This window comes from Streptomyces sp. NPDC026394 (assembly GCF_055567735.1).
Genome location: NZ_JBVHPX010000029.1, coordinates 15,833 through 32,575 on the forward strand (window position 1 = coordinate 15,833; position 16,743 = coordinate 32,575).

A 16,743-nucleotide genomic window follows, 5' to 3' on the forward strand; every position below is an offset into this window, starting at 1 on the left:
GGCGGGCAAGGTGCCCAACGAACTTTCGCAGCCGCCCATGGCATGGCGCTACTGCGGGAACCAAATCAAACTGTGGCGCACTCAGTCGGGACTTTCCCGCGAGGAGCTCGGCGACGAGGCGAATTACGACGCCGAGTACGTCAAGTCCATGGAACAGGGCCGCCGGAGGCCGACGCTGCGCCTGCTCCAGGTTGCGGATCAGATGTGCGGGGCACATGGCCTGTTGGAGGCGGCGCAGGAGTACTTGAAGCCGGAGAAGCATCCGGAGCGCAGCCACGAGTTCATGGCCCTTGAAAAAGACGCCATCGCGCTGCACTCGTACGAAAGCCTCCTCATCCCGGGCTTGCTTCAGACCGAGGAGTACGCACGGGCGTTGATCAGCGGTCGTTGCCCGCCACTGGATGACGAGACGGTCGATACCCGAGTCACGAGCAGGCTGGGACGCGCTGAAATGCTCACGAGCAACCCTACGGTGCTGTTCAACTTCATCGTCTACGAAGCCGTGTTGCGGACCATGGTGGGGGGTGCAACAGTGATGCAGCGCCAGATGTACCACATGCTGGAGGTGGCCGAATTGCGGAATGTTTCCGTGCAGGTGCTGCCTGAGGGGCGCCCGGCGTACCCCGCACTCAGCGGCCCGTTGGTGCTGCTGGAGACTGCTGAGCACAATCTCTACTCGTACACTGAGGCGCAAGGCACAAGCGTCCTGTGCGGCACTGCTGACAAGGTCAGCGACCACACTCAGCGATATGGCGTGATCCGCATGCAAGCCCTGAGTGCGGAGGAATCGATGCAATTCATCAGAGAGGCGGCGGAGAAGCTGTGAGCGCTGTGTGTCTGTGGGTCAAGTCGAGCTACAGCGACGATGAAGGCGCAAATTGCGTCGAGGTAGCCGTCCACCCCCACGGCGTCCGCGTCCGTGACTCCAAGGACGCGACCGGCTCACAGCTCGCCATCCCCGCCCACGCCTGGGAGGCGTTCATAGGGTTCGCCGCTACCTCCGTCGCTTGAAACCCGAGCTCCGGGCGTCGGGCGTCGAGCTCCTTCTCTGAGGAACGGGTGGGTTGGGACAACCCGCCCGCCCTCCCAACCCCCGCGCATACCAGCGCGAATGACTTCTCGTGACCGGCTTGCCACCGAGCGTCGCGAGGCTCTACCGTCGCGACAGCGAGCAGCGGTTGCGCGTTGCGAGCAATAAGCAACCCCGGCTGGTGCTACCAACACCGAACCGGGGTCTGACCTCCAAGATCGGAAAGAGCGATCTCGTGGCTGACGCCAAACCTACTACGGCACTCTGCGCGCCCGTACCCCCACACCCCGAAGCCGCCGCCGGCTACGGCAAGCGAAGCGCTCCTGACCAGGCACGTTCCCGTCGGGGCGACTTCGCCCACCTCCCCGAACGCGAGGCGTATCTCGGGGCCTTCATCGACCGGCTCCCGGACGGCGCCGCGATGGACGTCAAAACCCTCGCCGCCGCACAGCCCCGCTACGGCCAGCAAGCCGTCCGCTCCGCCCTCACCCGCCTCTCGACGGCAGGCCACCTGCGCCGCGTCCAGGAGACCGTCGGCAACGGCCGTTCCCAGTGGGTCTACCGCACGTACTTCACCCGCACCGCCCGCGACGACACCTGGTGGCACCACTTCCTGACCGTCGGCACGCCCGCACAGTCACCCGCCCCGCCACCTTCGCCCCCGGGCCCGTCCCCGGCCCTGACCCCGGCCGCGGAGCCGTCGTCCCCGCCCCTCCCGCAGGTTCAACCGGACGAGCGACCGCCGTCCTCCCGCCGCACGGTGCCCGCCGACCCCCTCCCGGCCCCACCGGCCCCCTCCCCGGCGTACGCGGCCCTCGCCGCCCTCGGCACCGCCGACCCCCGCATGATCCTCTCCGCCGCCGAATGCGCCGCACTCGAAGGCCACGCGGCCGAGTGGCTGGCCCGGGGCGTGTCCAGCGCCCACCTCGTCACCGCGCTCACCGCCGGCCTGCCGCCCGAGGTGTACTCCGCAGGCGCCATCGCCCGCACCCGCCTCACCGCCAAACTTCCCCCGGCCCCGCCCCTCCCCCCACCGGGCGGAACCGCCCCCTCCCAGGCCCCCGCCCGCATCCTGGAATGCACCGAGTGCGGCGTACCGGGCCGCCCCGAAACCCTCCCCGGTGGCCTCTGCCGCCCCTGCCGAGGCGACTCACCGCCACCCGACCCGGCCGCCGAACACCTCCGCGCCGAACGCACCCACCAACTCGCCGCCCTCTGCCGCTCCCGCTCTCACTCCCGCCCCTGACCGAAGGCCCCGCTTCGCGTCACGAAAGCGAATGCCACGCCCGGTGCATCAGAACAGGAGCGGTTTCGGCTGTGCGCGTCCGTAAAGCTCGTCGAGGCCGATCAACAGGACGTCCCCTCGTTCGGCCTCGGCGCGCAGGGCGTCGCTGAACCCGGCGGCGCTGAAACACGCGAGCCCGCATCGGGTCGTATCCATGCCTCGTCCGGCGAGTATCTCCCGGGCCCGGCCGAGCCGTTCCAGGTGGTTCAGCCCCATGACCGTGCCCCACTTGGCCTCCCCGAGCAGAGAGACCGACGGCCTCGTGCCTCCCGACCCGGGCTCGACCACCGCCACGTCGACCTGGATCTGCCGACGCGCCTTCGGGTCGGTCACCACGCCGCTGCCGATCTGTCCCAGCGCCGTACCGAGCAGGGACCGCCCGGACCCGAGGACGTACTCCCGGCACACGGTCTCGAAGTGTGGTCCGGCCACCTGTGCCGCGAACCGCTCGGCCGACTGGGCCCAGACCTCCGCGGCCTGGCCGCTCTCCAACTGCGCCCACGCCGGCCGCATGACCGCCTCGTAGAAATTGATCAATGGTTCGGTGCTGCGGTACTGCGACTTGCCGGGCCGGAAGGCGTCCGCCTCGCGCCTGAGGAGATGGCTGTCCTCCAGGACGTTGAGCGGGTGGGAGATGTCGACGGACTTGCGGCCGATGTATCCGGCGATGCCCCCTCGCGTCGTGTTGCCCTGGGCCACCGCGGCGAGAACCGAGTGGTAGAGCGCCGTGTCGCGGATGTCCGTCTCCTCGGCGAGCAGGTAGCGCGCCTCCCGGAAGAGCGGGCTGAACGGCGAGAGGACCGTACGGCAGATCCAGTCGTCAAAGTCGTCCAGGCCCGCCGGAACGTCGTCCGCCAGGAACTGGCGACGGTACGCGGGCGTTCCCCCGAGAACGGCGTGGAGCCTGGCCGCAAGCGCCGGTTCATCACCGACCCCCCAGAAGTCGGCGGCCGCCCGGTACCCGAAGGGCCGGACCACGAGTTCGAGCTGTGCCCGCCCCCGGAGCGGCGCCGTACTGGCCAGCAGACCGCCCATGACCGACGTGGCCGAGCCGCACAGAAGCATGCGCATACGGCTCTCTTCGACCTGGCAGCGGTCGATCTCGCGCTGGATGAGCGAGGGCAGCTCCGGGGAAACCTTCGCCAGGTACGGAAATTCGTCGATGACCACGAGCAACGGTTCGGCCCGCTTCCCGGGGGCGGCGAGCCCGAAGAGGTAGGACATCGCGTCGTCCCAGGTGGCGAAGGAGAAGGGCACCGGCGAACCCGCGTGCTCGGCCAGGGCGGAGCTGAACTGGCGCAGGGACTCGGTCTCCGTCCCGGCCGTCGCCCCGAAGTAGAACCCACCGCACTGCTCGACGAGGGCCCGCAGCAGATACGTCTTTCCCATCCGCCGTCTGCCGCTGACGATCCCCAGCATGGCGTGCGCCAGAGGCCGGCGCACGAAGGCGGCGAGCCCCTCCCACTCGGCGCCGCGATCGAAGACGAGTGACGGTTTGCGTACTGCTGCGTCACGCGACACGGGGACCTCCTTAGGAGCGCACTCCTAAGGAGTGTATTCCTAACCTCTGCCGAGGGTGGTGTCGGATGCACCCCGAACAGGGGGGTCGGGCCCATCGTCGTCACCGTCACGCTTCGGAAGAGTCATTGCTGCACCCGATCCCACCACCGGGCCCCGGGCCCGCCCCGCAGCAATGGAGGAATCTCATGAAGGCTCTGCTCTGGCTCGTACTCGCTGTCTGTCTGCTGGCCAACGTGTACGTCAACGCGATGGTCCAGGACGGTGTGCAGCAGATCCTGCTGAGTGTGGCGTGCGGCGTCGGCGCGCTCATCGCGGGCACCGGCCTGTGGCTGAGCCGTGAGCGCCGTTCCTGACCCGGCGCTCCGGCTCCCCGGCCGGCGCCCGGTGCCTTGGCGTCGGTGTACTGCTCGGGCTTCGCGGCCTTCCGCGTGAGGGGTCAGCGGGCGAGGCGGGGGAGGAGGCGTTCGGCGTTCTTGCGGTTGACGGCTGCCTCCTGCCCGGGGGTGAAGTCCGGGTACGACTCCAGGAAGTGGTTGTAGTAAGTCCCGGCCTCCTGAGGGGCGAAAGGCCAGTCGCTGCCGTACAGGACGTGTCCCGGTTCTGCGAAGGCGAGCAGCGAGGGCAGGGCGCTGGGACTGGCGGACAGGGCGGTGTCGAAGTAGAAGCGCTTCAGGTCGCGCAGGATGTCCTCGGACTTGCGGTCGGGGGCGACGACGGTGGAGGTCAGGCCGCAGAAGCGGTAGGCGGCGTAGGGGAGGAAGCCGCCGCCGTGGGAGAGGATCACCCGGACGTCGGGGTAGCGGTTCATGACGCCGTTCAGTACGAGGTCGAGGGCGCTGCGGGTGGTGTCGAAGACGTAGTCGGCGAGCGGGGCGGGGGTGCCGGGGAGCAGGGGCATCGGAGGCTGGGCGGGGTGGACGAAGACGTTCGCGGCGCGGCGGTCGAGTTCGGCCCACAGCGGCTCGAAGCCGGGGTCTCCCAGGTATCGCCCACGGGCATTGGACAGCAGCACGACGCCGTCGGCGTGCAGGACGTCCAGCGCGTACACGGCCTCGGCCACGGCGGCGTCGATGTCGGGCAGCGGGACGCTGGCGAAGTGGCCGAAGCGGGCGGGGTTGTCCTTGACGACCTCGGCGCCGTACTCGTTCACGGCGCGGGCGAGATCCCGGGCCTGCGCGTCGGCGCCGAGGTGCACGCCGGGAGCGGTGACGGACAGGACGCCGGTGGCGATGCCCTGCTGGTCCATCATCGCGATGGCGCTCCTCGGGCTCCAGTCCGGGATGGCCCAGCCGCCGGAGTCGAGGCCCTGAGCGGCGAGGGTCCGGGCCCAGACGGGCGGGACGATGTGCTGGTGGACATCGATGCGAGCGGGAGAAGACATGGTGCTTCGCCTCCTAATGGTTAGCTTGCTAGCGATTTTCCTTTAGTAAGCTAACAGTTATGAGCGAGACGACCGAAGCCCGGCCCGGCAGTGCCGCTGCCCCGCGTGTGGAGCCCGACATCGAGGAGCTGGCCCAGGCCGCCGATCGGCTCTTCTACGCGATGCGCCGCTCACGGGCGGCCACGGTCGGCCGGTCGGAGGCGGCCGGCCTGTCCATGTCGCAGATGTCCTTGCTCGCCGCGCTGGCCGATGACGGCCGGCGCGAGGGCCTGCCGGTCAGCCGCCTGGCCGCCAACGCCGAGATCAGCGTCCCCACTGCCACCCGCATGCTGCAGCAGTTGGAGAGCAAGAACGTGGTCGACCGGCGCCGCGCACCGCACGACGAGCGCCAGGTCCTCGTCCGCCTCACCGAGGAAGGCGCCGAACGCCTGGCCGCCATGCAGGCCGGGCTGCGCGCACGCCAGTACGCCGCGCTGTCGCAGTTCGCGCCCGAGGAGCGGCGCCAACTCGCCGCACAGATGCATCGCCTCGCCGGCATCATCGGCGAGATGATCTCCGGGGCAGGTGGGGCAGGTGGGGCAGGTGGGGCAGGTGGGGCAGGTGGGGCAGGTGGGATGGCCGGGGCGGCGGCGGAGCAGGAGGGCTGAGCTGACCCTGCCTGCCGGGCAGGGAGCGGGACTCCGATCCGTCCAGCCCCGCCCCCTCCCCTTTTCCTGCCCCCTCTTTCTGCCTAACCCCCCGCGCCCTGGGCCGGAGTGCCGCACAGGGCCTGGCCGATGTGCGCGGCCTTGGCGTAGTCGATCGGGCCCACGGTCGGAGTGGTGCCGTCCGCCTCGATTCCGTAGTACCGCACCAGGTTCGTGCCGAGGGAGATCTGCCGCCGGCCGTCCGGGCTGGAGAAGGAATCGGTCGCCGCGCCCATGACCAGGCCGTTGTGGCCCCAGAACCGGCCGCAGTCCGAATCCAGCGAGAACATGCCGAGCCCGTACCGGAGCCGGGGAGCCTCCGTCGGCACCGTGGTCTGCATCTCGCGCAGCTCGGCCGGGCCGAGCAGCTTGCCGGTCAGCAGGGCCCGGAAGAAGCGGTTGAGGTCGTCCATCGTCGAGACCAGCGAACCGGCCGTACCGGCCCAGGACATGTCGTAGACGCTGAAGTCACGCGGCGGGACGAACTCGCCGTGCAGGCCCTCGTACATCTTGGAGTGCGGCCCGGCCATCCGGGGCGAGGCCGGGAAGTAGGTGTGCCGGAGTCCGGCCCGGCGGATGACGTGGTCGGTGATGAACTTCTCCGGCGCCTGGCCGGTGACCTTGCGGAGCAGCAACCCGGCTATCACGTAGTTGGTGTTGGCGTAGCGGTGGACCTCGCCGGGCTTGCCGGTCGGGGGCGCTGCCAGGCCCAGCCCGGCCAGCTCGCGCGGGTCCCACCGGTGGAAGCGCCGCGCCCCCAGATCCTCCGGCTTCTGCCAGATGGCGTAGGCGTAATCGGCGATCCCGCTGGTGTGGTTGAGCAGCATCCGTACCGTGATCGCCCGGCCGCGCGCGCCGGGGACGAGGTCGGGCAGATAGCGGCCGATCGGCGCGTCCAGATCGATGCGGCCCTTCCCGGCCAGTTGGAGCACGGCGGTGGCGGTGAACGTCTTGGTGATGCTGCCTATGCGGTGCCGGAGCTGCGGCGTCGCGGGGCGGCCGGTCCGTACGTCGGCGACGCCGGAGGCGCCCTGCCAGGACGCGTCGCCGTCCCGGACGGCGGAGTAGGCGCCGTACATGCCTACGTCGTGCAGCTTCCGCAACGTCTGGTTCAGCGCCTTGCGGTCCAGGCCGGTGGAGTCCGGGCTGGTGGGGCCCGGGTCGGTGGCGTGCGGCGGGGCCGTCACCGCGGGAGGAGCGGGCGCGGTGGAGAGAGCGGACAAGGCGGGCGCGGGGCGCGGGGCGTCCGGCCCGGCGGCCGAGGCGGGGAGGGCCGGTGCCAGCAGGGCCAGTGTGGCGGCCGTGGTGGTGGCCGCCAGTCTTAACCGGCGGCGGCTCGGGCGGCTCGGAGAGTGCAGGGGCATGGTGATCTCCGTCAGGTCGTGACCGGGGGCTCGGGGAGCCCTGCCGGTCTTCGGACCGCCGGGTTTCCGGCTTGTCCGCGATTTTTCCGGCCGCAACGCCTCTGCACATCTGTCTTCAGTACTGCATCGCTCACACGTTCGTATGACGATTGTCAGGTTTATCCCGCGCGGACACCCGTCGGCCGAGGTGCGCAAAGAAGGTTCCCAGGGGGGCAACCGAGGGCTGTCGGATGACCATCTAATCTTGCGGAGAGGCTCGCTGCCGACGGCAGGGCCAGAACCATGCCCACGCCGCACCATCCCCTGGAAGCGAGATCCCCGATGAGTCTGACGGGCACGCCCTTCTTCCTCACTGCGATCGCGCTGCTGGTCGTCGCCGTCGTGCTGCCGTTCGCGTTGTGGAGCCGCGTCCGCGGCCCCCAGTTCGTACGGGGGCTGGCGCGCCTGGGCATGCTGCTGTTCGCCCAGGCCACCGCGATCACGCTGGTGTTCGTGGCCGTCAACAACGCCAACAGCCTCTACGACAACTGGGACGACCTGCTCGGTACGTCCGACCACGTCGAAGCCGCCAAGGACCTCGGTCCGGACGGCCTGGGCGGGCTGAAGCTGAAGGACGAACCCAAGCAACTGGTGAAGTTCGGGCCGCCGAAGGACTCGGTGGTCGGGCCGGGTGTCCAGGAAGGCGAGTTCAAGGGGCGGATCTCGGGTGTGAGCGGCGAGGTGTACGTCTGGCTGCCGCCGCAGTACGACGACCCGGCGTACCGGGACAAGAAGTTCCCCGTCGTGCAGATGCTGCCCGGCTTCCCCGGCTCCGCCAAGTCCTGGATGGGCACGCTCAAGGCGCCCCAGCAGCTCAAGTCGCTGATGGAACGGGGCAAGATCAAGCCCTTCATCCTCGTCGCGCCGCGCACCACCCTGCTGGGCAGCGTGGACACCGGCTGCGTGAACATCCCGGGCAAGGCGAACGCCGACAGCTGGCTGAGCGTCGACGTACGCCAGATGGTGATCGACAACTTCCGGGCCGAGGAGAAGGCCGAGTCCTGGGCGCTGGCGGGCTACTCGGCGGGTGCGCACTGCGCCACCAAGCTCGCGCTGGCCCACCCCGACCGCTACCGCGCCGCCGTCAGCCTCTCCGGCTTCAACGACCCGAAGCTGGAGCCCGCCTCGCTCGCCGGCAAGGACCCCAAGCTCCGTATCGAGAGCAACCCGGTCACCATCCTCAAGTCCGCCAACAAGGCGGGCAAGCCGCCGCGTACCGCGCTCTACGTCTCCGGCGCGTCCGGGGACGGCTACGAGGCCGGGCTCGCCCTCAAGCAGCTCGCCCGGAACCCGACCACGGTCAAGGTGAAGCTGATCCCGCCGGGCGCGGGCGGCCACGGCACGGCCGTGTGGAAGAACCAGATCCCGGAGGTCTTCCGGTGGCTCAGCGGTGTGGTCACGCCCTGACGGAGGGTGTGCTCACGTCCTGACGGGCGGCGGCGTGGCGCCGGGCCCGGTGCCCGGTGGCGGCGGGATGCGGGCGGCCGTGACCGGGGCGTGCAGCCGCCAGCCCAGTGAGCGGTAGAGGGCCCGGCCTTCCGGGCTGGCCACCAGAATGCCGTGGACGGCGCCCAGTTCGGCGGCGTGCGCGGAGAGCGCGTTCATGACGAGGCCGCCCAGACCGCGGCGGCGGTGCTCCGCACTGGTGTGGATCATGTCGTATATCGCGGCCGCGGGCGTGCAGACGTCGGTGACCGCGGCCCGGCCCCGGGCGGCGAGATCGCCGGTCGCGGTGTGCAGGACACGGCAGTCGATGATGCCGTCGCCGTCCTTGTCCACCGTTTCGACCGAGTAGCCGGACGGGGCCTGGGGGCGGCGGGCCGGGGGCCCGCCCGGGGTGACCAGCGTGGCGGACATCAGGAACTGCGGTTCGTCGAACTCCCAGCCGGACGGCAGTACGGGAGCGATCACCGCGCGCGGCGCACAGACCTTGACCCACAGGTTGGGGGCGGTGATCGAGGCGGTGAGGCTCCGCAGGACGTCGGGGTCGGCGGCGGGGAAGACGTAGCGGCCCGGCTGGCCCGGACGGTCGATCTCGACGTGGAAGCCGCCTCGGGTGGCGACGGGGGCGGCGGTGCCGCGGCAGCGCGTCCAGCCGTGCACCCAGATCCGGACGAGGTCCTGGAGGTGGGACGGGAGGGGCGCGGGGGAAGCGTGGGGTGAACCGGTCGTATCTATAGGGGGGTTGTCTATAGGGAGGTTCATGCGGCCGATCTTAGAACGGGGCGCCTCGCGACGCCCGTCCGTATCCGCACCGGCCGGCTCGGCCCCGTACGCGTCCGGGCCGCCCGGCTCGGCCCGTACGTATCCGGGGCGGCTGGGTCGGGCGGCGGCCCGTAACAGGGGGAGCGGGCCGCCGCCCTTCCTCTCGGCGGGGACGGCCGACGACCGCCGGGGCGGAATCCGGCGGCGGTGGGGAGTCGGCCGCCTGATGAAGGACGCTAAACCTCGGGAGCCCGGAAAGGCGGCCGGATGCCGGGTATTGCTCGTTTCCGGTCCGGTGATGGGCGCGGGTGTCCGGGTCCGTATGCCTCGGGAGCGGGCTGAGCACGAGCTGCGACCGGAACGCCAGGAGAGGTAAACCTAAGTTAGAAGCGGTGTCGTGCGGGGGCTACGCTCCACCACTATGGACGTAGTAACCAAGGTCTTCGTGGGTCTGCACATCATCGGCATCGCCTCGCTGCTCGGCGGCTTCCTCACCCAGATGAAGCCGATGAGCGCGGGCACCGCCCGCTTCACGCCGGCCATGCTGCACGGCGCGCTGACGATGCTGGTGACCGGCATCGCCCTGGTCGGCCTCAACCAGGCCCAGGACCACTCGCTCGACAACGTCAAGCTCGGCGTCAAGCTCGGCGTACTGGTGGTGATCCTGGGCCTGGTCTACGTGAAGCGCGACGAGGAGAAGGTGGAGAAGCCCCTGTTCCTGGCCGTGGGGCTGCTGACGATGGTGAACATCTTCATCGCCCTGCTGTGGACGTGAGCGGCGACTGACGAGGGCCTGCCGGGGGCCGTGGGGTGCGCGCCCCACGGCCCTCTTCTCATGCCGGCCGGACGCTCCCGTAGATCGGCATGTAGTAGATCGACTCGACCCGCACGCTCGCGCCGGGCTTCGGCGCGTGGATCATCTTGCCGTCGCCGATGTACATCCCGACGTGGCTGATGTCGTTGTAGAAGAACACCAGGTCACCCGGCTTCAGATCCTTCGTTGCCACCCGGTCGCCGGCCTTCACCTGGTCCCAGGTGGTACGCGGCAGGGACACCCCCGCCGCCTTCCAGGCCGTCTGCGTCAGACCGGAGCAGTCGTACGAGTTCGGGCCGGTCGCGCCCCAGACGTACGGCTTGCCGGTCTGGGCGCGGGCGAACGCGAGTGCCTTGGCGGCCTTGGTCGCGTACGTACCGTCGTCCACCGGGCCGCCGCCGGACCCCTCGCCGGATCCGCTGCCCGGCGACCCGGAACCGGTGCCCTGGCCCGGACCGTCGTGCCGCTCGCGGTCCGCCCGCTCCTTGCGCTCCTTCTCGGCCTGCTTGCGCGCCAGCTCCTCGGCCTTGCGCTTGGCCTCGGCCTCCTTCTTGCGCTCCAGCTCCGCCAGCCGCGCCTTCTCCTGGGCGGTCAGCCGCGACAGCAGTTGCCGGGCCTCGGCCAGCTTGTCCTGGACGTCCTTCTTGGCCTCCTTCAGAGAGGCCTGCGTCTCGGTCAGCCGCTCCAGGTTCCGCGACGCCTCGGCGCGCTGCCGTACGGCCTTGGCCTGCTGCTCCTGGTAGTCGGTGACGGCCTGCTGCTGCCGGCCGGTCAGCCGGTCCATGAGGTGGCTGCGGTCGGCGAACTGCTGCGGATTCTGCGCGAGGAGCAACTGAGCGGTCGGGCCCAGGCCACCGGTGCGGTACTGGGCCGAGGCGTAGACGCCCAGCGCACGCCGGGCGTCGTTCATCTTCTGGGTGCGCCGGGCGGACTCGTCCAGCAGCCGGTCGACGGTGCCGCGCTGCTGGTCGGCCTGCTCCTTGGCGCCGTTGTACTTCTGGGTCGCCACCTCGGCCTGGCGGTAGAGGTCGTCGACCTTCTGCTTGACCTCTTCGACGGACTGCCGGGGCTGACGCGGCGCGGCCTCGGCGGTCTGCGAGAGCAGGGTGACGGAGGCGAGGGCGGCGGTGGTGAGCCCGGCGGCCGTACGGCGGCTGCCGGGGGAGGTGAGTATGCGGGTGCGCGGCTTGCGGTGCGACGCCAAGGCCGGCGACTCCTTCCGTGGACCGCCTACCGGGTTAGCTGTCAGGTTCGGGCGTACGGAAGGGTGCCCTACGGCCCGTACGGCTGCGGGAGAGGGCTTGGGGCGACGCCCTGAGCGGGTGCTCCGGGCGGAAGCTCCGGGCGGGTGCTCCGGGCGGTGCGCCGAGGCGCCTCTCGTCGTGTGCCGTACCGGCCGATTCACCTCGGTGGTACGTGTGGGTCCCCGGCTCCGGGTGCCTGGCGGCAGGGCCGGACTCGGCGGGGGCGGCCCGTGCGGACGCTGTCGGCCGCGGGGACGCGGGCTGCCCGAGCGAGCACGGTAGCCAACCCGTGTGGCTTCTGGGAAGGCTGATGTTCGATATGCCCGAAACCTTTTCGTTATCTGGTCGAGTCCAGGGCGTGTCCTGGGTCACTTGTGACCGTACGGAGTCGGTGGCTGTCGTGCCGGTCCGCTGCGGGGGCGGTGGCCGGCCGTAACCGTCCGGTGCGGTGCGGTGAGGCGCGGTCCGGTCCGGGGCGGGGCGTGCTAGCTCACACGGCCGGTTTTCCCGGTACGGGCCGGGCTGTCAGTGCGGCGGCCTAGACTCGGTGGGCGATGAGCAGCCTCTTTGACGACAGCTTCCTGGCGGACCTCGACCCCACGGGTGAAGGGCCCCCGCCGCCTCCCGAGGACGAGGACGGTCCGGCACCGGAGGAGATCCCGGCCGACCTGTTCGGCGGGCGCTTCGACGTGCCCGGCGGCATCCCGCACGCCGTCGGCCCGGGCCGCGACCCGTACTACCGCGACGGCGCCCCCCGCCCCGCGGTGGATCCGGCCGCCCTCCTGGAGGGGCTCAACGACCAGCAGAAGGCCGCCGTGGTGCACACCGGCGGCCCGCTGCTCATCGTCGCCGGCGCCGGCTCCGGCAAGACCCGCGTCCTGACGCACCGCATCGCGCATCTGCTCGGCGCGCGCGGTGTGCACCCGGGTGAGGTCCTCGCGATCACCTTCACCAACAAGGCCGCCGGCGAGATGAAGGAGCGCGTCGAGGAGCTGGTCGGCCCGCGGGCGAACGCCATGTGGGTCTCCACCTTCCACAGCGCGTGCGTGCGCATCCTGCGCCGCGAGTCCAAGAAGCTGGGCTTCACGTCGTCCTTCTCGATCTACGACGCGGCCGACTCCAAGCGGCTGATGGCCCTGGTCTGCCGGGACCTGGACCTCGACCCCAAGCGGTTCCCGCCCAAGTCCTTCAGCGCCAAGGTCTCCAACCTCAAGAACGAGCTCATCGACGAGGAGACCTTCGCCCAGCAGGCCGCCGACGGCTTCGAGAAGTCCGTGGCCGAGGCCTACACGATGTACCAGGCCCGGCTGCGCGAGGCCAACGCGCTGGACTTCGACGACATCATCATGACCACGGTCAACCTCCTCCAGGCGTTCCCGGATGTCGCCGACCACTACCGCCGCCGCTTCCGGCACGTCCTCGTGGACGAGTACCAGGACACCAACCACGCCCAGTACACCCTCGTACGGGAGCTGGTCGGACCGGCCGAGACCGCCGGTGAGCTGTGTGTCGTCGGTGACGCCGACCAGTCGATCTACGCCTTCCGCGGCGCCACGATCCGTAACATCCTCCAGTTCGAGGAGGACTATCCGGACGCCACGACGATCATGCTGGAGCAGAACTACCGCTCCTCCCAGACGATCCTCAGTGCCGCCAACGCCGTCATCGAGCGCAACGAGAACCGCCGCCCCAAGAACCTGTGGACGGACGCCGGCGAAGGCCCCCGCATCACCGGTTACGTCGCCGACACCGAGCACGACGAGGCCCAGTTCGTCGCCGACGAGATCGACCGGCTGACGGACGCGGGCGACGCCAAGGCGGGCGACGTCGCGGTGTTCTACCGCACCAACGCCCAGTCCCGCGTCTTCGAAGAGATCTTCATCCGGGTCGGCCTGCCCTACAAGGTCGTCGGCGGCGTGCGCTTCTACGAGCGCAAGGAGGTCCGCGACGTCCTGGCGTACCTGCGCGTCCTCGCCAACCCGGAGGACACCGTCCCGCTGCGCCGCATCCTGAACGTGCCCAAGCGCGGCATCGGCGACCGCGCCGAAGCCATGATCGACGCGCTCTCCGCCCGCGAGAAGATCACCTTCCCGCAGGCGCTGCGCCGGGTCGACGAGGCGTACGGCATGGCCGCGCGCTCCGCAAACGCCGTCAAGCGCTTCAACACGCTGATGGAGGAGCTGCGCACCATCGTCGAGTCCGGCGCGGGCCCCGCCACCGTCCTGGAAGCGGTCCTGGAGCGTACGGGCTACCTCGCCGAGCTGCAGGCGTCCACCGACCCGCAGGACGAGACCCGCATCGAGAACCTCCAGGAACTGGCCGCCGTCGCCCTGGAATTCGAGCAGGACCGCGGCGAAGAGAACCCGGGCACCCTCTCCGACTTCCTGGAGCAGGTCGCGCTGGTCGCCGACTCCGACCAGATCCCCGACGAGGACGAGGAAGGCTCCGGCGTCATCACCCTGATGACGCTGCACACCGCCAAGGGCCTGGAATTCCCCACCGTCTTCCTGACCGGCATGGAGGACGGCGTCTTCCCGCACATGCGCGCGCTGGGCCAGACCAAGGAGCTGGAGGAGGAGCGGCGCCTGGCGTACGTCGGCATCACGCGCGCCCGCGAACGGCTCTACGTCACCCGCTCGACGATGCGCAGCGCCTGGGGCCAGCCGTCGTACAACCCGCCGTCCCGCTTCCTGGAGGAGGTCCCGGAGCAGTACGTCGACTGGCGGCGCACCGGCCCCGCGACGCCCTCCGCCTCGATGGGCGCGCTCTCGGGTACGGGCGGCGGGGGCTTCGGCTCCGGGCTGTCCTCGTCGCGCGCGAAGGCCGGCCCGAGCGGCTTCGCGACCCGGCGCGCCAAGGACCGCGAGGTGGTCTCGCTGGCGGTCGGCGACCGCGTCACGCACGACAGCTTCGGGCTGGGCTCGGTGGTCGCGGTCAAGGGCAGCGGGGACAACGCGGAGGCGACGATCGACTTCGGCGGCGAGAAGCCGAAGCGGCTGCTGCTGCGGTACGCGCCGGTGGAGAAGCTCTGACCGGCTGGTGCTGAAACGAGACCGTCCGGCGCCTCGGGGCGCCGGACGGCGGGGTGGGCCGGCCCGGCCGGTGTGCCGCGGGCCGGTCAGTTCGGGTTGAGGCCGTGGCTGCGGAGCCACGGCAGCGGGTCGACGGCCGAGCCGCCGCCGGGGCGCACCTCGAAGTGCAGGTGCGGTCCGGTGGAGTTGCCGGAGTCGCCCGAGTAGGCGATCTGGTCCCCGGCCTTGACCTTGCCCGACCGGATCTTCGTGGTGCTCAGGTGGCAGTACCAGGTCTCGGTGCCGTCCGGGGCGGTCACGATCGCCATGTTGCCGTAAGCGGTGTTGAACTGGGTGCGTACGGTGCCGTCCGTGGCGGCCATGACGGGTGTGCCGTAGTCGACCGGGAAGTCGATACCGGTGTGCACGGACATCCAGTTCAGGCCCGCCTGCCCGTACAGCGCGCTCAGCCCGTGCTGCGCGACCGGCAGCATGAACTTGGGGCGCAGGGCCTCCTTGCGCGCCGCCTCCTGGATCTTGCGCTTCTTCTCGGCGGCCTGCCGGGCCTTGAGGTCGATGCGCTCCTGCGTACGGCTGGCGCGGTTGGCGAAGTCGTCGGCGCCCGCGCTCAGGCTGGCGAGCTGGGTGTCGAGCTTGTTGTTGGCCGCGGCCGGCTGCACGGCCGCGGGGCCCCCCGCGGCCTGTGTCGTCGTGCTGTCCTTGGCGCCGTTCTCCGCACCGCTGGTGACGGAGGCGGCGGCCACGGCGCACACGCCCATCGCGGCGACCGAGGGCACCGCGACGGTGAGCAGCGCGGAACGCTTCGCGGTACGGCGGCGGCCGCGGCCGGACGCACCGCCGCCCGGCGCGGCCCGGCGTGAGCGGGAGGCGCGTGCGCCGGGTACGGAACCGGCGGCGGGGGAGGTGGAGGCGGCGGGGCTGTCGCCGGGAGTGATGTCGGCGGCTTCCGCGTACATGTCGTCGGCGCCGTGGGTGCCGTCCATGCCGTGGATGTGGTCCAGGCCGGGGGCGTCGTCCGGGCCGTGGCTGTCGTCCACGCCGTCGACGGGCTCGCGGCCGTCGGTGCGCTCGGGACCGGCGAAGTCCGGGCCGATGGCCGGGGTGGTCTGGGTGAGGGCCTCGGCGAATCGGTTGTCCGCCGAATCGGCGGCGGAAAACGTCTCGTACCCGGCCTCGTAACCGCCGTAAGCGGACTCGAACTGACCGTTTGTGTTCGCGTAGGGATCGGAACCGTAAGGCTGCTCGGGCTCGTACGGGTCGTTCCCGTACTGCCCCAGGCCCGGAATGCCCGGACCGGCCCAAGTCATGGTCTCCCACTGGGAGCTGGCGTCGGCGCCGTACGGAACGCCCGGCTCCGGAGGTCCCGCCTGGGCGGGGATGCCGGGGATCAGGCCCTCCCCGACGACGCCCCAGACCGCGGTGGCCTCGTAGCCGTCGGGCCCGGCCGGGGCCTCGGCTCCGTAGCCACCGGTGTCGTACGCGGTGGCGTATGCAGAGTCGTACGTGGTGTCGTGCGCGGTGTGGGAGTACGGGTCGTAGGCCGCGTCCGGCTGGGTGCCGGGGGCCTGGGCGCCGGAGTTGAACGTTCCGGTGTCATAGGCGCTCGCGGGGTGGGTACCCGGGTCGTAGCCGCCGTCGTGGGCATCGGTGGCGTACGCGGCGTACCCGTCGGTCCCGTACGCGGCGGTGCCGTACGGCGCGGCGTCGTGCGCACCGGTGGCCTGGTGGCCGGGGAGCGCGCCGAAGTACGGGTCGCCGCCGCCGTATGCGGCATGGCCGACCTGGGTGTCCTGGTGTCCGTAGGACCCGTAGGCCGGGTAGTGCGCATACGAGGCGTCGGGAGAGGGGACAGCCGGAGCGGGGGACTCCGGCGAGTGACGGTCGTTCACCACCACTTCTCTTTCGCCTCGGCAGCAGGAGAATTAGCGGCGACTGTACCCGGCAGTACGTGACGGCGACAATCTTCGGCAGGTTTCGGGCTTCTCGGCAACGGGCATTTGGCCGCCTTTCGGCGGACACTATGCGCGTTCTTGGCGCCGCGTTCGAAGCGCGTTCGAGGCGGCGCGGGGTGCGGAAGTGCGCGCCGGAAGATCGAATGGGCGGGCACGACCTTGGAAAGTGCCCGCGGCGCAGATCCGCCGG

The 16,743-nt window shown here is 70.7% G+C and carries 14 protein-coding genes; 8 read left to right on the plus strand and 6 right to left on the minus strand.

Features of this window, described 5'->3' with window-relative positions; translation table 11 throughout:
• Window positions 1-10 precede the first annotated feature (10 nt).
• The 3 genes from ACZ4QV_RS37630 to ACZ4QV_RS37640 all read left to right on the plus strand — a co-directional run bounded on the left by ACZ4QV_RS37630 (window position 11) and on the right by ACZ4QV_RS37640 (window position 2,276).
• Window positions 11-826: a helix-turn-helix domain-containing protein gene (locus ACZ4QV_RS37630; protein WP_467764069.1), complete on the plus strand. Its 816-nt coding sequence runs from the start codon at window positions 11-13 to the stop codon at window positions 824-826.
• Between the two features lie 5 nt (window positions 827-831).
• Window positions 832-1,011: a DUF397 domain-containing protein gene (locus ACZ4QV_RS37635; protein ID WP_361583141.1), complete on the plus strand. Its 180-nt coding sequence runs from the start codon at window positions 832-834 to the stop codon at window positions 1,009-1,011.
• A 254-nt stretch (window positions 1,012-1,265) separates the two neighbouring features.
• Complete coding sequence (locus ACZ4QV_RS37640; protein WP_361582697.1) at window positions 1,266-2,276, plus strand: MarR family transcriptional regulator; 1,011 nt, start codon at window positions 1,266-1,268, stop codon at window positions 2,274-2,276.
• Between the two features lie 48 nt (window positions 2,277-2,324).
• Here ACZ4QV_RS37640 and ACZ4QV_RS37645 read toward each other — a convergent pair whose 3' ends face one another.
• On the minus strand, window positions 2,325-3,836 hold the full coding sequence (locus ACZ4QV_RS37645; protein WP_361156756.1) for an AAA family ATPase: 1,512 nt from the start codon (window positions 3,834-3,836) through the stop codon (window positions 2,325-2,327).
• A gap of 185 nt (window positions 3,837-4,021) precedes the next feature.
• Here ACZ4QV_RS37645 and ACZ4QV_RS37650 point away from each other — a divergent pair, with 185 nt between their 5' ends.
• A complete protein-coding gene (locus tag ACZ4QV_RS37650; RefSeq protein ID WP_361156754.1) occupies window positions 4,022-4,189 on the plus strand; it encodes a hypothetical protein in 168 nt (55 codons plus the stop codon).
• 83 nt (window positions 4,190-4,272) lie between these two features.
• Here ACZ4QV_RS37650 and ACZ4QV_RS37655 read toward each other — a convergent pair whose 3' ends face one another.
• Window positions 4,273-5,217 (minus strand): amidohydrolase family protein, encoded by a 945-nt coding sequence (locus ACZ4QV_RS37655; protein ID WP_361156751.1) that lies wholly within the window; start codon window positions 5,215-5,217, stop codon window positions 4,273-4,275.
• Between the two features lie 59 nt (window positions 5,218-5,276).
• Between ACZ4QV_RS37655 and ACZ4QV_RS37660 the strand changes: the two genes are divergently transcribed.
• Window positions 5,277-5,864: a MarR family winged helix-turn-helix transcriptional regulator gene (locus ACZ4QV_RS37660; protein ID WP_467764070.1), complete on the plus strand. Its 588-nt coding sequence runs from the start codon at window positions 5,277-5,279 to the stop codon at window positions 5,862-5,864.
• Window positions 5,865-5,947: 83 nt separating this feature from the next.
• Here ACZ4QV_RS37660 and ACZ4QV_RS37665 read toward each other — a convergent pair whose 3' ends face one another.
• Window positions 5,948-7,090, minus strand: a complete 1,143-nt coding sequence (locus ACZ4QV_RS37665; protein ID WP_361617567.1) for a serine hydrolase domain-containing protein — start codon at window positions 7,088-7,090, stop codon at window positions 5,948-5,950.
• Between the two features lie 498 nt (window positions 7,091-7,588).
• On the opposite strand from ACZ4QV_RS37665, the gene ACZ4QV_RS37670 reads away from it, so the two are divergent.
• Entirely contained in the window at window positions 7,589-8,713 is a 1,125-nt protein-coding gene (locus ACZ4QV_RS37670; protein ID WP_361156743.1) for an alpha/beta hydrolase, read from the plus strand.
• A 12-nt stretch (window positions 8,714-8,725) separates the two neighbouring features.
• On the opposite strand, the gene ACZ4QV_RS37675 is transcribed toward ACZ4QV_RS37670, so the two are convergent.
• Complete coding sequence (locus ACZ4QV_RS37675; protein WP_467764071.1) at window positions 8,726-9,511, minus strand: GNAT family N-acetyltransferase; 786 nt, start codon at window positions 9,509-9,511, stop codon at window positions 8,726-8,728.
• Window positions 9,512-9,932: 421 nt separating this feature from the next.
• Here ACZ4QV_RS37675 and ACZ4QV_RS37680 point away from each other — a divergent pair, with 421 nt between their 5' ends.
• Window positions 9,933-10,286, plus strand: a complete 354-nt coding sequence (locus ACZ4QV_RS37680) for a hypothetical protein (protein WP_361156738.1) — start codon at window positions 9,933-9,935, stop codon at window positions 10,284-10,286.
• Window positions 10,287-10,344: 58 nt separating this feature from the next.
• Here the strand turns inward: ACZ4QV_RS37680 and ACZ4QV_RS37685 are convergent, their stop codons facing one another.
• Window positions 10,345-11,529, minus strand: coding sequence for a C40 family peptidase (locus tag ACZ4QV_RS37685; protein ID WP_467764072.1), 1,185 nt, complete (start codon window positions 11,527-11,529; stop codon window positions 10,345-10,347).
• Between the two features lie 594 nt (window positions 11,530-12,123).
• On the opposite strand from ACZ4QV_RS37685, the gene pcrA reads away from it, so the two are divergent.
• Window positions 12,124-14,601 (plus strand): DNA helicase PcrA, encoded by a 2,478-nt coding sequence (gene pcrA, locus ACZ4QV_RS37690; protein ID WP_361582714.1) that lies wholly within the window; start codon window positions 12,124-12,126, stop codon window positions 14,599-14,601.
• A gap of 86 nt (window positions 14,602-14,687) precedes the next feature.
• On the opposite strand, the gene ACZ4QV_RS37695 is transcribed toward pcrA, so the two are convergent.
• On the minus strand, window positions 14,688-16,490 hold the full coding sequence (locus tag ACZ4QV_RS37695) for a M23 family metallopeptidase (protein ID WP_467764073.1): 1,803 nt from the start codon (window positions 16,488-16,490) through the stop codon (window positions 14,688-14,690).
• Between the last annotated feature and the right edge of the window lie 253 nt (window positions 16,491-16,743).